Genomic DNA, 12,999 nt, shown 5'->3' with positions numbered 1-12,999 from the left:
AATACCAGACTTTTTTTAGTTGAATTTTGAAAACCTTTTTTCAATATCAGTTAACCATTTTACTCTTTTTTCCTGACTGACTGACTTTACCATATTATAGCTAATCCATTTAAGATTTTTGTAACCCATAGTTTTGAATACACTTTTTATCATTGCTTTCTTGATTAAGTTGCCAATGAGTAGGGAATACATTATTCTGGGTTTGTTCATCGTAGTGATGATGGTTACACCTTTCAGGTTTTTTAATAGAGGTATTAATCCAAAACCTCTGGGATGGTGGTCATAGACAACTCCAGGAGTGAGTACCCTATCAACAAATCCTTTGGTCATTGCAGGCATCAAATCCCACCAAATCGGGAAAATAAAAAACAGGTGGTCTGCTTTTTTCAGACGTTCATTATAGTCTATTACTTGTGGATCAACAGGCTTGTGTTCCACAAAGGCTTTCAAATCTGCCTTTGACATTACTGGATTAAATCCATCATTATCAAGATGCATCAGATCAACTTCGTGATTTGCACCTTTAAGCCCCTTGGTCACAGCTTTTAAAATTGCGTTACCAAAGCTACCCTCATACGGATGGTTAAATACTATTACTACTTTCATTTTTTACTTTGCTTAATTTTATACTGCAAAGTTGAGAAGTAACAAATAGTTGGACGATAACAATTGTAAAGAAATCGCAAAGCGATTCACAAATACAAAAAATAATCAAAAAACCGGTGAGTAAATGAACTTATCGTCTGTTTCGTATTCTGCTTAACGAAACAGAAGTAATGCCTAAATAGGATGCGATATAATGTTGTGGAATACGCTGGATAATATGGGGATATTCTTCAATAAGCTCTTTGTAACGTTGCTGGGGATTATTTTTAAGATAGGAATAAAAAGTTTTTTGAGATTGCAAGAGCCGTTTGAATAAATGCTCCTGCATTTCTTCTTTAATTTCAGGCAAATTTTCTAAAATATTTTGAAAGTCTTGTTGTGAAATCGTCTGTAAAATACAAGGTTCTATACTTTCAATGCTATATAAGCTGGGTAGGTTTGTCCTAAAACTTTCGATAGAAGAAACGCTGTCGCCTTCAAAAAAGAACTGAGTGGTTATTTCTTTGCCTTCATTATTTACCCAAGTTCGCAAACATCCTTTTTCAATAAAGAACATTGTTCTTGAAATTTTCCCTTCCTGTAAAAGCGTTGTTTTAGCAGCAACTTCCTTTCGTACAAAATACGGACTGAATTTCTCCCAGTCGTTCAATTTTACAGTCGTCTGTTTGTTCATAGCACTGTTTTTTTTAGGGTTTCCGCTAACGTAGCCGGCGCTTGGCGCACGTGCTGGCGCAATTGCGCCAAGCGCGTGTTAGAGGACAGTCCCGTAGGGCTGGACTCCGTCAAGCGCCGGCTACGTTGAGCGGGAAGCCCGAAGGGATTTCCGCTCAACGTTCCGCGGCTATGCGCCGGGCGGGGCTTTTACCCCAAATTGTTCTTTTGAAAACGTTCATTTCTCGTATCCTTAATTTATCAACCGAAGACGGATTTCCCGCCTGGCGCATAGCCGCTGTTGTGCATAGTTTTTTAATCCGCTTTTAGTTTTTTATTTACTCTGTAAGTTTTAATCAAATAATAAATTATTGGTGCAAAAAGTAAAATTGGTAATGTTGGAAATAAAAATCGGTCAAGTCCATTTAATTTGTCTTGTGCTGCTAATATCGAAAATAGAGTAAGTACAAAACAAGTAAATCCAATTATCAAATTTATTATTCTCAACATTTTTGTTGCTATCCGATAATTTATTTCAGCATCTTCAGGTTTTAAATCTGTCGGATAATTGAAAATCCAAGGATACTGATTGAGTTTAAATATGGCAATTCCAATTATTCCGCATATTATGGGACTTGCCCATAGTAAATCTTTTTCTCCAAATCCATTTTCATCTTTTGATGGCCAATTAAAATAAATCGGCAATTTGTCAGGAAGCTGATTGTAAAAATATCCAATTAAAATTGCGGATACTAAAATCAAAATAAAAGTCAGAATTTCAATTGTTATATCAAATTTAGTTTTCTTTATTTTTATTTTTGGTCGACTCATTTTCTAAAATTATGCACAACGTAGCCGGCGCTTGGCGCACGTGCTGGCGCAATTGCGCCAAGCGCGTGTTAGAGGACAGTCCCGTAGGGCTGGACTCCGTCAAGCGCCGGCTACGTTGAGCGGGAAGCCCGAAGGGATTTCCGCTCAACGGTTGATGGTATGGTGTCGTGCGGGATTACGAAGCGAAAACCTATCAGTTTACACCGACTTTTTTTACGAGCCTCGAACCTTCGAAGACCTCTGAAACCCGCATGCACTATACCATGTGTTAGCTGCCTGGCGTTCTTTGAATTTATTTTACTTTACAATATTTTCGAACTAAATCTATTAAATATTTGTCAGCAATTTTTTTCATGGCCACCATTTTAGGATTTGCATATCCATTTGTGATAGCAGTTTGTCCGTTCACTTCCTTGGTCTTTGCTAATAAATCCCCAGATTTATTGTCAATTATTGCAACAGAACCTTTAGCTCTCCCCATACCAGTTTTTCCAATTATGCATTTTACTATATAATCAGCACTATCTTGCTTAAATGTAATTTGAAAACCCTCTGAAATGAGCTTATCAACTATTGGTTGTTCATATCCATTGTCAGTTTTTTCAACATAAATTCTCTGAGCAAAAACAGAAGTGATTCCTAATACAAGGAATAATGTTAAAATAAATAGTCTCTTTTTCATTTTCTCTTATTTTAATTTATTAGTCATTAGTTTCTTTCGCTGGCAGCTAACGTAGCCGGCGCTTGGCGCAGTGGCGGATTTCGGAGCACAAAACTGTCAATACACCACAAAAGTTGATGCGAGGTAGAATGTTCAATTAACCACGTCACCCGCCATTGAGCCAAACGCCTGTTGTGTGCTGCCTTTCTGTCCATCGTCATTTTAATTTGATTTGAATTGAGTTGTCTGGCAGGAATAATTTCTCCATTACGCTTGCAATTCTTGACATACAATTTGAAGCTGAAATGTTTATATGAATAAACAGCAAGTCGTCACTCAATTCTTTTACCTTGTCCCAAACCTTACCGTCAAAAGTTTTATATCGACTGGTCAAATCAACGTTTGAATCTATCAATTCCTTTAGAGAACTCCATTTCAAAATAGTTTCATCTCGTCTAAACATATCAAGTTGATTATCCAAAATGTATTCAAAATCATATTCGGGTTTTTCTTTTAGGAATTTCAAAAACTTGATAAATACGTCTTGCCAAGAATTTACTTTGATAATGTCGTCAAAAATATGAAGCTCTATTGGCTTATTGCCTTCGGCAATGTCTCCTGCGTCTGAATCTAAAGGAGAAAATAATGTGCTTTCAACAGTTTGAGTATTCCAATTTGCTTTATCCTTGTATTGGTCAGGCAATGGGAAAGTGTCAAGAAACCAATTTATCATATTTGTTTGGTGTTCCTTGATACTTTGCTCATTCCAAACATTTCTCTTGATAACATCAAGTCTATAATTGAGAGATGAAGTGTTAAGTTTCCTTTTCTTTTCTTCGAATGATTTATTGCCAATTTCACTATTGAATTCAGTAAGAATTATATTTCCTATATTGTGCAGATAATTCTTGTGAATTTCTTCGAATTGTTCGCCTAATTCCACTTTCCAACTATCATCTAATTTTTGAGGCATTATGTGCTCAATTGTGATTTTAGGATTTCTAAAATCCACAGACACTTTAGAGTTATGTTCTTCAATCTTCCCTAGGATAAGTTTTGAATACTGTTTCAGGCTTTCATAAAAATTCATTGACACAAGTGCCGCACTCATTTCTGTATTATTTGGTAATCTTAACCTATAAAACATATTTGTTAAGAGTTCAAGCATTGAAGTATTGCCTTTGGCAATGCCTTCTATCTTTTTACTTAATAGGACAATATTTTTGTTCTCGCCTTGAGTTAAACCTAATATTCTGCGTCTTATTAAATAGGTTCGGATTGCTTTGAGAGTTGATATTAAGAGTTCGTCACTAAGTCTTACGCCATCAATTGTATATTGATGATATTCCAATAATCCCAATACAAAAGGTTTAAATGCTTCCGCCTTTATGTCGTGGAAGATGTTTCTTATTAATTCCTTTATCTCTTTGTCTTTGTAATTGTCATTTGAAATTGTGTCGTTATTAATTTCAGTAATAATCCACTTGTAACATTTTACATAGCGTACAATGTCATTGATAAAAGCATTATGGTTTTCGAATCCTGTATCGACAAAGTCCTTAAATTGCTGATATAATTCTTTTGTATTGTTGTTACTTACAACTTTTAGGGAACTTACAGTTTTATACTGTAAATAATCTCTGAAAAACTTTGAGGAGTTGTCAAATAGGACTTCTTCAATTTTTGGATGCCATATTTTTTCATAAATATCTGATTGGTTTTTGCTTTCCATATTCAGGAGAACAAAATTTCTAACAAGGTCTGATAAAGTCAGAGGCTTTCCTAATGAGTTAAGTGTTTCAAATATTATTTGAGGGTCTTCCCCCTTGAATGGTCTTTCGTCAAGAAAAATTACAGCAACATTCATTCGCTGTATAGCAATGATGTAATGCTCAAAATCAACTTCAGGGTTAAGTCTTTTCTTTTCGTTAATGAATTTTTTCAGCAATTCATAAGCATTGCCTATCACACCTGGCTTTGGTTGTGTTTTATTTACAAGTGCTTTGTAAGCATCCCAATCTTTTGTTACTTGTTTAAGTTTGATTTTATCTTGAAAAGATGATGAGTTGTTAGTTAGATAGTTCTGATTTATGAAATCTTGTTTGACAGGGTCGGTTTCTGTATCTCTTAACGCAATCAAAAAAATGAGAGTTGTTGTTAGCCTTTGTTGCCCATCAACGACCACTGATTTGTTAGCAAACCCTGCTTTCTCTTCTTTGATTACAACTGTTCCGAAAAAGTGTTCTAGTTTATCGTGTTGTTTGGAATCTAGATGTGATTCGATTATTCTTGAAACGTCACTAAAGTATCTTTCGATTTCAGGTTTCCCCCAAGCGTAAGCTCTTTGAAAAGGTGGAATAAAAAATGATGTCGCATTTTTCGCTAAAACGTCATTAATCGAATGGCTCTCTGTCTTCATAAATTATTTTTCTGTTTACTGTCGTTCTTTAAGGTTGCACACAACGTAGCCGGCGCTTGGCGCACGTGCTGGCGCAATTGCGCCAAGCGCGTGTTAGAGGACAGTCCCGTAGGGCTGGACTCCGTCAAGCGCCGGCTACGTTGAGCGGGAAGCCCGAAGGGATTTCCGCTCAACGTTTCGGGGCTTTGCGATGGTGGGGCAATCGAAGCACAAATCTTCAATTTTGCACAAAGGTTGAACCGAAGAACTACCGTTGAACTTTGCAGTTTCGCCCCACTATTGCAAAACCCTTGTTAGCTGACGTATTTTTTTGTTTTTATTAGTTTATTTTCAGCATTATTAAAATCAAAGTTTGCCCAATCTTCGGTATGAGCCTCAATGTTTTGTTTTACAAAATCGTCGTAATTTTTTAGTCCAACTCCGATAAAATTTACATTTAAGTTTTTTGCAGTTTTCATATCCCAGATTCCGTCTCCAATTGAAATGATATTTTCGAATTTTTCGACATTATAATATTGCTTTGCCTTTTCAATAGCGTCTGTTACAATTTGTTCTCTTTCATAAAACTGATTGGAAGAAGCAACTAAATTTTTGTCGTACCAAATTTTTGCTTGTTCTAATTTTAAAATTGCAGGTTGTAACAGTGAACCTGTTGCAAATGTCAAAGCATATTTTTTTTCGGTTCTTAAATAATCAACAAATTTTTCGGCTCCAATAATTTCTTTAACCGGTTCTAAAGTTTCCATTATTTCGGTCATTCGTTTTTCAAAATTTTCAATCAACTTCCAATCAAATTTGTCCGTAAAATTATTTTCGTAGTTAACCTTCAAAATATAGCTGTCAGTATGATGTTGATAATCTTTCCAATTTTGATTAATCTCGGTTATTCCGATTTCTTTCATTGAATTGACATACGCAAGTTGATGTTGATATTCACTTTTTGTTAGAGTGTCGTCAATGTCAAAAACTATTAAATTCATTTTGTGTGAGTGTTTTGGTAATATGTCAGCTAACGTAGCCGGCGCTTGGCGCACGTGCTGGCGCAATTGCGCCAAGCGCGTGTTAGAGGACAGTCCCGTAGGGCTGGACTCCGTCAAGCGCCGGCTACGTTGAGCGGGAAGCCCGAAGGGATTTCCGCTCAACGTTTAGTATATGCAAAGTAGGCGATTGCGGGCTTCAAACTTATCAAACCGAGATGAAGTTGAAGCGAGCTACAACCGTTGAATTTACTGCTATTTCGCCTATTTTGTATATACATTGTTAGCGGTTCGGGCTTTTTTTCTTCGGTCAGCAACATTTCTCGTCTTGTTGAATTGGTGGACATTTCTCGCTCCCATAACTGCAATAAACACAGCAGTCTCCTTGTTGTGGTTTCAATACAGTTTTGCAGTTTTCGCACTCGTAAAAGTATTGGCAAGCATCTGTCGGCATTGTTTCTTCTTTTTTGTGTCCGCAGTTGGGGCAAGTGATTGTTGATTGCAATTTTATTTCCATTTTATTTTTCCTTTTTGTCTCTTACTGAATATCCTGTTCCGTTAATTGCTATTTCGATTTCGGCTATGTTAGTTTTTGAGTTGTCAAATTCAACGATTGCGTTTCCATTCTCGTATGAAGCAGTTGATTTGATTATTCCTGAAAGTTTGTTCACTTCGTGGTTTACGTGTTCTTCGCATCCTGCACAAGTCATTCCGCTGATAGTAAACTCAACGGTCTGTAAATTTGATTTGTCAACTACTATTACTTATTTTTCTGTCTTAGGGTAGAAAATATGTGCATAGTAAGGAAAGGCAAGCATTACAATTGCGAATGCTGTAACAATTCCTAAAAACTTTTTACTCTGAATGAATTTTGGCTTTTCATCAGTTTCACAATCACAGTCTATTTCCTTTTTCGGTTTTAGTTTTTGATACCAAGCAAAACCAAGAACCAAAATTGTCAAACCAATTAAATACGGTCGGAAAGGTTCAAGCCACGAAAAAGAGGCAGCAAGTCCGCTTGTTCCTGCAATTAGTGCCAAAACTGGTGTAATACAGCATAGAGAAGCAGCGAATGCCGTTAAAATTCCTGCTCCGATTAGTTTATTGTCCTTTTTCATATTGTCTCCAAAATTTTGTTTTCGTCAAGTATTATGAAAAACGGTTCAAGCAAGTTTTTGTATTCGTTTGTCAGCGAATAGAAAATGGTCTGTGCTTGCCTTTCTGTTTCAATGAGTTTTCGGTCTTTGAGTTTTCGCAGGTGTTGAGAAACTGCCGAAATGGTCATTCCAAGAACATCACTCAGGTCGCAAACGCAAAGTTGTTTCTCTTCATAAAGCAGGAACAGGATTTTCAGTCTGACGTTGTTACCCGCCAATTCAAGTCCGTTCGATAAGTAGTCAAACGAGCCGTTGAGTTCTGCAACTCGGTCTTTACAACGGTTGATTTGTTTAATGTCCGCTTGTTGTCTTATGCAAGAATTGTTTTCCATAAACACAAAGATAGTCAACTTGTTTATTTAAGCAAATGCTAAAATACAATATTTTAAAAATAACCCGATTTGTTTCTCGGGTCGTTTTATTGCCTGACCGCTAACGTAGCCGGCGCTTGGCGCACGTGCTGGCGCAATTGCGCCAAGCGCGTGTTAGAGGACAGTCCCGTAGGGCTGGACTCCGTCAAGCGCCGGCTACGTTGAGCGGGAAGCCCGAAGGGATTTCCGCTCAACAACACAATTAGCGAAACTCCGTTTCGCTAAACCATTCCTATATTCGCATTGCGTAATGTCACCTATAAAATTAGTAATATTTTTGTGAATCAGAACGATAACTATTTTATATTTCTTGGATAACGAAACAAATCACTTCGTCCCTTCGTTATTAAAGTATGGATAACGAAGCTTTGATATCAGTGATGACTGAGCGTATGGCTTTGCAGCGCTATTCGCCGAACACTATTAAGGCTTACAAGCAATATGCGCAGGTTTTCCTACAAGCGATGTCAGATTATACCAGTTTGAAGAAAATACCAGTGTCAGAAATCGAAGATTTTATCAATCGTATGGTTACTGACAATAAGATCAGTGTTTCCTATCAACGTTCGCTGGTAGGAGTGATAAAGAAGCTTTACGAATTAACGCTGGACGAGAAAATAAAATTGGATTATCTCTATCCTAAGCGCAATCTTTCCAGCTTGCCGAAGTTCTTCTCTAAGGATGAGATCAAACGTGTATTCGACGCTACCGATAATCTCAAACATAAGGCAATGCTCATGACGATCTATAGCTGTGGATTAAGATTAAGCGAATTACTAAATTTAAAGATTACTGATATTCGGTCAGCGGATAAGCTACTTCAGATCAATAAGAGCAAGGGCAACAAAGATAGAGTTGTATCGCTACCCGATAGATTACTTGAAATTTTGCGGGAGTATTACAGGCAGTATAAACCCTCTACGTATCTTTTTGAAGGAGCAAATGGCGGTCGATACAGTGAACGTAGCGTCCAACTGGTACTCAAGAAAGCTTTGGCAAAAGGAAAAATCAACGCTTCTGGATCAGTCCATACTCTGCGGCATTCTTATGCTACACATTTGATTCAATCGGGCGTCGATATCCGTATCGTACAAAAGCTTCTAGGTCATGAGTCAATAAAGACAACTCAAATTTATACCCATATTGCGGATATTGACAGTAAGAAAACCCCAAGTCCTTTGGATTTTTTATAAATTCTTAGAAATCTATTTCGCACTAGAATGGCAAACAGCGGTCTCAATCTATTCATGAACAGATTATTTCCCTAACTTAATCTAACCTTGCTTAATTTAATATCTGTCCACAAAGAAGTAATTTTCTGTCCGCAATATGTCCGAAAAAAGAAAAAGCCACTGAAAATCAGTGGCTTTTGTCGGGGTGGCAGGACGCATCCCCTTTATTCTAAATCACTTATTGTCAATTAATTATCGAATCAATCCAAACCGAGGTCACCCTTTGGTTCTCAACCTGTTTAGATATCTAAAGATAAGCATATCTAAGCTAAATGCCAGTATTTCTCTATAAATTACTCGGATTATTTTATTACCTCTTGCTTTGCAATAAACTGATCCCTGCCTGTCCTTTTCATTGCATTTTGAGATTTCAGACTATCGATAGACCAGTCACCCTCGCAGTAATAGATTTCTATTGTGTAGAAAGGGAAATTATTTAGTTTCAAACGGCTTTATAAGGCTTAAAATATAGTATATTAGCATATTTACAAATTTCTACTTTTTGAAAAATACTACAACATATTTAGATTATAACGCAACTACACCTGTTGACCCGCGAGTTATTGAGTCGGTCAATTTATACTTTAATGAATTCTACGGAAACGCGTCGAGTTTACATTCATTAGGAAATAAATCTAAAACAGCTGTAGATACGGCGAAGTCTAGTGTTGCTACACTGTTAGATACAGAATCAGATAATATCTATTTTACGTCTGGAGCTACTGAGAGTATCAACTTCGCTCTGAAAGGACTCGCTCTGCATCCGAATAATTCAAAAAAACATATAATAACCTGTCATACCGAGCATAAAGCTGTTTTAGAAACTTGCAAATATCTCCGTAGTGTCGGCTACGAAATTGAGTTTCTTCCAGTAAATAAAGACGGTTCGATAAATTTGAATTTACTCAAATCTTCCATAAAAGCCAATACTTTACTAGTATGTCTCATGTGGGTCAATAACGAAACGGGCGTAATCCATCCTGTTAAAGAGATAGGGAAAATAACAAGAGATGCAGGTATTTATTTTGTTTGCGATGGTACACAAGGGGTAGGAAAACTACCAATTAACGTAATGGAGGCTGAAATTGACATCCTTTGCTTTTCCGGTCATAAAATGTATGCCCCAAAAGGTATCGGGGGAATATATATAAATCGAAGTATAACCAAAGAAAACAAAATACTGCCATTAATTCATGGTGGTGGTCAAGAAGACGGCTTACGAAATGGCACCTATAATGTGCCATTGATTGCAGGGCTGGGAAAGGCCTGTGAAATTGCCCGAGAAGAAGTGAGCGAGAATGAAGAATATATTAAGCAGCTTCAAGATTTCATAGAAGATGAATTACTGCAAATTAAAGGAGCATACATCCATGGTAAATCTACTCCCAGAATTTACAATACAATCAACGTCTGTATACCAGGATTAGATACCGAAATTTTCATTGGAATGAATAATGACATAGCTGTTAGCAATGGTTCGGCGTGTAGCTCCGCCTTGGTACAACCATCCCATGTTTTGTTAGCAATGGACATTAACGCTGATGATGCGCAAAGTAGTTTACGTATCTCTATGGGTAAAAATAGCACGAAAGAAGATCTTGAATTATTGATACAACGATTAAAAAACTTTATACTGATTAGTTAACTTTATCGATTCTAAACCAATTAAACCAAGCCTCTTATGTTAAAATCTTTATTTCATGCACTATATAATTGTAGTACGGAGTCCGAAATTGATGAATTGATTACAAAAGAATCAAACCTTTCTAACCCGACCAATTGGCATCCAATTGGTCACAATGAATCCAACTTTAGCATCATCGAGAATCAGCAATCCAACCCTATCGCAGCTTTAGTTGAGAAAGTCACTAATTCTATCGATGCTATCTTGATGAAGAAATGTCTTGAAAAAGGCATAAACCCTAAAGATAAGATGGCTCCCAAATCTATGGAAGAGGCAATTGATTTATTCTTTCCTGACAATAAAAATTGGGATTTAAATACATTCAGAAGGAATCAGGCTGAAAATATACAAATAATTGCGGACGGACCAACTAAACAGAGTTCGATAATTATCTATGATAATGGAGAAGGCCAACATCCACAAGACTTCGAAAATACTTTTCTTTCTTTAATGAGGGGAAATAAAAATGAAATCCATTTTGTCCAAGGAAAATACAATATGGGTGGTAGCGGAGCAATTGTTTTTTGCGGCACTAAAGGCTACCAATTAATTGGATCCAAAAAATTTGATGGATCTGGTAATTTCGGGTTTACATTAATTAGAGAACACCCTCTATCAAAAATTGAATTAGAAACAAAAAAGAACACCTGGTATGAATATTTAAAGATTGACGATCAGATTCCTGAATTCCATATTTCTGAGCTAGAGCTAAAGCTCTTAAATAGAACATTTAAAACAGGTACGATTATCAAAATGTATTCTTATCAGATGAAAGGCATTTCAGGATTTGCTCAGGATTTAAACCAAAGTCTAAATGAATTTCTTTTTAAGCCTGTGCTACCTGTATTTACTATTGACACCAAAGAACGCTACCCTAACAATAAGGTCTTAGAGACGACTGTATACGGGCTACAAAGACGGTTGGAGGAAGAAAAGGATTATGTCGAAGATTGGTTTTCTGAGGAATATGAAAATAATCTTTTCGGGAAAATGAAAGTTACGTGTTATGTCTTTAAAGCTAAACAGGAAGGAAAGACGGTTAAAGAAACCAAGGCTGACATACAACGTAGATACTTCAAGAATAACATGTCAGTTCTATTCTCAATGAACGGACAAGTTCATGGACACTACACTTCAGAATTTATTACAAGAAGCTTAAAGCTCAATCTACTAAAAAACTATTTGCTCATCAATGTAGAATGCACAAAGATGAAGTATGAATTTAGGAAAGATCTTTTTATGGCTTCGCGAGATCGTCTAAAAAATGGAGCAAAAGCAGAAGAACTAAGAGATTATTTAAGGAAAAAATTAGCCAAATCTAAACTTGACGATATTAATAAGAGAAGGAAAGATTCTATTGGTCTAGAAAGCGAGGACACTTCCGATCTTATTAAAAGCTTTGCTAAAAACCTATCGAAAGACAGCGAGCTTTTTAAATTGATACAAAATACTCTCAAGCTAGAGGAAAAGAGGATAGAAAAACCTGACAAAAAAGAAACTAAGGGCAGACCGGAGAAAGAACAAAAACCATTTAAACCAGAACGCTTTCCAAGCTTCTTTAAATTACAATACAAAGCCAACAACCCGATTCCGGTGCCAATCGGGGGAGAAAAAACCCTGCGATTCGAAACGGACGTTGAAGATCATTATTTTGATCGAACTGATGAGCCAGGAGATTTGCAAATTAGTATTTTGAAAGTCAAGCGTACAGACAATAGAGGAGGTGATCAGCAAGGAAGTGAAAAAGAACCAGGAGAACTATTAAATATTATTAAATCAAGTCCGGATCGAGGCACCATTAAAATCACCTTCAACCCCGATGTAGAATTAAGGCAAGGTGACGAAGTTGAAATCGAGGCTTCTTTAAAGGGTGCTGGCGACGAGACTTTTCAGGAAATTGTATTTTTAAAAATTGTTGATCCAGAACAAAAAAAAGAAACAGCACCAAAAGAAGATGAAGACTATAGTAATATTGGGTTACCTGAACTAGTAAAAGTCTCTCGAGATCAATGGGACGAAGTTGAATCCCATGGTATCTCTATGAACCATGACACCGTAATGAGCCCCGTTGCCTCCGGCGATGTGTTAGAAAAAATTTATGTGAACATTGACAGTAAGGTATTTCTTAATCATCGGAAAAAGTTAACGAATGGAGACCAAATAATCGTAGCTCAAAAAAGATACATCGCAGCTGTATACTTCCATTCATTGTTTTTATATATGATCACTAAAAAGAAGAATTACAGACTTTCTTTATCAATCGAAAATAATGACGAAGAGATAACTATCGATGATTACATCCGTGATGTATTCGATAGTTACTACTCCGATTTTTTACTGAATTTTGGCATGGAACAGTTAATAGGAAGTTTGGAAGATTGATACTAAAAAGAGATAGTTATTAATCTTG

Annotated in this window: 14 protein-coding genes; 3 read left to right on the top strand and 11 right to left on the bottom strand. The window is 36.5% G+C overall.

Going from position 1 to position 12,999, the window contains the following annotated elements:
* Positions 1-15: 15 nt before the first annotated feature.
* From WKR92_RS11315 to WKR92_RS11270, 11 genes are all read right to left on the bottom strand, one after another.
* Positions 16-606, bottom strand: a complete 591-nt coding sequence (locus WKR92_RS11315; RefSeq protein ID WP_375557918.1) for an NAD(P)H-dependent oxidoreductase — start codon at positions 604-606, stop codon at positions 16-18.
* Between the two features lie 130 nt (positions 607-736).
* Complete coding sequence (locus tag WKR92_RS11310; RefSeq protein ID WP_375557917.1) at positions 737-1,279, bottom strand: Crp/Fnr family transcriptional regulator; 543 nt, start codon at positions 1,277-1,279, stop codon at positions 737-739.
* A gap of 293 nt (positions 1,280-1,572) precedes the next feature.
* Positions 1,573-2,088, bottom strand: a complete 516-nt coding sequence (locus WKR92_RS11305) for a hypothetical protein (RefSeq protein WP_375557916.1) — start codon at positions 2,086-2,088, stop codon at positions 1,573-1,575.
* A gap of 292 nt (positions 2,089-2,380) precedes the next feature.
* Positions 2,381-2,770 (bottom strand): hypothetical protein, encoded by a 390-nt coding sequence (locus WKR92_RS11300; RefSeq protein ID WP_375557915.1) that lies wholly within the window; start codon positions 2,768-2,770, stop codon positions 2,381-2,383.
* Positions 2,771-2,796: 26 nt separating this feature from the next.
* On the bottom strand, positions 2,797-2,964 hold the full coding sequence (locus WKR92_RS11295) for a hypothetical protein (RefSeq protein ID WP_375557914.1): 168 nt from the start codon (positions 2,962-2,964) through the stop codon (positions 2,797-2,799).
* Positions 2,965-2,966: 2 nt separating this feature from the next.
* Positions 2,967-5,168 (bottom strand): DUF262 domain-containing protein, encoded by a 2,202-nt coding sequence (locus WKR92_RS11290; RefSeq protein ID WP_375557913.1) that lies wholly within the window; start codon positions 5,166-5,168, stop codon positions 2,967-2,969.
* Positions 5,169-5,461: 293 nt separating this feature from the next.
* Positions 5,462-6,148 carry an HAD family hydrolase gene (locus tag WKR92_RS11285; protein WP_375557912.1) on the bottom strand — a complete coding sequence of 229 codons (687 nt, stop codon included), beginning with the start codon at positions 6,146-6,148 and terminating at the stop codon, positions 5,462-5,464.
* Between the two features lie 307 nt (positions 6,149-6,455).
* A complete protein-coding gene (locus tag WKR92_RS11280) occupies positions 6,456-6,662 on the bottom strand; it encodes a GDCCVxC domain-containing (seleno)protein (protein ID WP_008992943.1) in 207 nt (68 codons plus the stop codon).
* Position 6,663: 1 nt separating this feature from the next.
* On the bottom strand, positions 6,664-6,864 hold the full coding sequence (locus WKR92_RS14605; RefSeq protein WP_446014095.1) for a cation transporter: 201 nt from the start codon (positions 6,862-6,864) through the stop codon (positions 6,664-6,666).
* A 45-nt stretch (positions 6,865-6,909) separates the two neighbouring features.
* Positions 6,910-7,263 carry a mercuric transport protein MerTP gene (merTP, locus tag WKR92_RS14600; RefSeq protein WP_446014094.1) on the bottom strand — a complete coding sequence of 118 codons (354 nt, stop codon included), beginning with the start codon at positions 7,261-7,263 and terminating at the stop codon, positions 6,910-6,912.
* Positions 7,260-7,634: an ArsR/SmtB family transcription factor gene (locus WKR92_RS11270; RefSeq protein ID WP_008992945.1), complete on the bottom strand. Its 375-nt coding sequence runs from the start codon at positions 7,632-7,634 to the stop codon at positions 7,260-7,262. The genes merTP and WKR92_RS11270 overlap by 4 nt, the downstream gene beginning before the upstream one ends.
* 392 nt (positions 7,635-8,026) lie before the next feature.
* Between WKR92_RS11270 and WKR92_RS11265 the strand changes: the two genes are divergently transcribed.
* From WKR92_RS11265 to WKR92_RS11255, 3 genes are all read left to right on the top strand, one after another.
* A complete protein-coding gene (locus WKR92_RS11265; RefSeq protein ID WP_375557911.1) occupies positions 8,027-8,866 on the top strand; it encodes a tyrosine-type recombinase/integrase in 840 nt (279 codons plus the stop codon).
* Positions 8,867-9,407: 541 nt separating this feature from the next.
* Entirely contained in the window at positions 9,408-10,550 is a 1,143-nt protein-coding gene (locus tag WKR92_RS11260; RefSeq protein ID WP_375557910.1) for a cysteine desulfurase family protein, read from the top strand.
* Between the two features lie 36 nt (positions 10,551-10,586).
* Complete coding sequence (locus tag WKR92_RS11255; protein ID WP_375557909.1) at positions 10,587-12,971, top strand: hypothetical protein; 2,385 nt, start codon at positions 10,587-10,589, stop codon at positions 12,969-12,971.
* Positions 12,972-12,999: the final 28 nt, after the last annotated feature.

Source organism: Albibacterium profundi (assembly GCF_042159835.1).
GTDB lineage: Bacteria > Bacteroidota > Bacteroidia > Sphingobacteriales > Sphingobacteriaceae > Albibacterium > Albibacterium profundi.
This window is presented reverse-complemented; position numbering and strand designations above follow the sequence as displayed.

Excerpts from the sequence above, each read along its gene's own strand:
- WKR92_RS11315 (WP_375557918.1), bottom strand. The coding sequence starts at position 606 with ATGAAAGTAGTAATAGTATTTAACCATCCGTATGAGGGTAGCTTTGGT.
- WKR92_RS11310 (WP_375557917.1), bottom strand. The coding sequence starts at position 1,279 with ATGAACAAACAGACGACTGTAAAATTGAACGACTGGGAGAAATTCAGT.
- WKR92_RS11305 (WP_375557916.1), bottom strand. The coding sequence starts at position 2,088 with ATGAGTCGACCAAAAATAAAAATAAAGAAAACTAAATTTGATATAACA.
- WKR92_RS11300 (WP_375557915.1), bottom strand. The coding sequence starts at position 2,770 with ATGAAAAAGAGACTATTTATTTTAACATTATTCCTTGTATTAGGAATC.
- WKR92_RS11295 (WP_375557914.1), bottom strand. The coding sequence starts at position 2,964 with ATGGACAGAAAGGCAGCACACAACAGGCGTTTGGCTCAATGGCGGGTG.
- WKR92_RS11290 (WP_375557913.1), bottom strand. The coding sequence starts at position 5,168 with ATGAAGACAGAGAGCCATTCGATTAATGACGTTTTAGCGAAAAATGCG.
- WKR92_RS11285 (WP_375557912.1), bottom strand. The coding sequence starts at position 6,148 with ATGAATTTAATAGTTTTTGACATTGACGACACTCTAACAAAAAGTGAA.
- WKR92_RS11280 (WP_008992943.1), bottom strand. The coding sequence starts at position 6,662 with ATGGAAATAAAATTGCAATCAACAATCACTTGCCCCAACTGCGGACAC.
- merTP (WP_446014094.1), bottom strand. The coding sequence starts at position 7,263 with ATGAAAAAGGACAATAAACTAATCGGAGCAGGAATTTTAACGGCATTC.
- WKR92_RS11270 (WP_008992945.1), bottom strand. The coding sequence starts at position 7,634 with ATGGAAAACAATTCTTGCATAAGACAACAAGCGGACATTAAACAAATC.
- WKR92_RS11265 (WP_375557911.1), top strand. The coding sequence starts at position 8,027 with ATGGATAACGAAGCTTTGATATCAGTGATGACTGAGCGTATGGCTTTG.
- WKR92_RS11255 (WP_375557909.1), top strand. The coding sequence starts at position 10,587 with ATGTTAAAATCTTTATTTCATGCACTATATAATTGTAGTACGGAGTCC.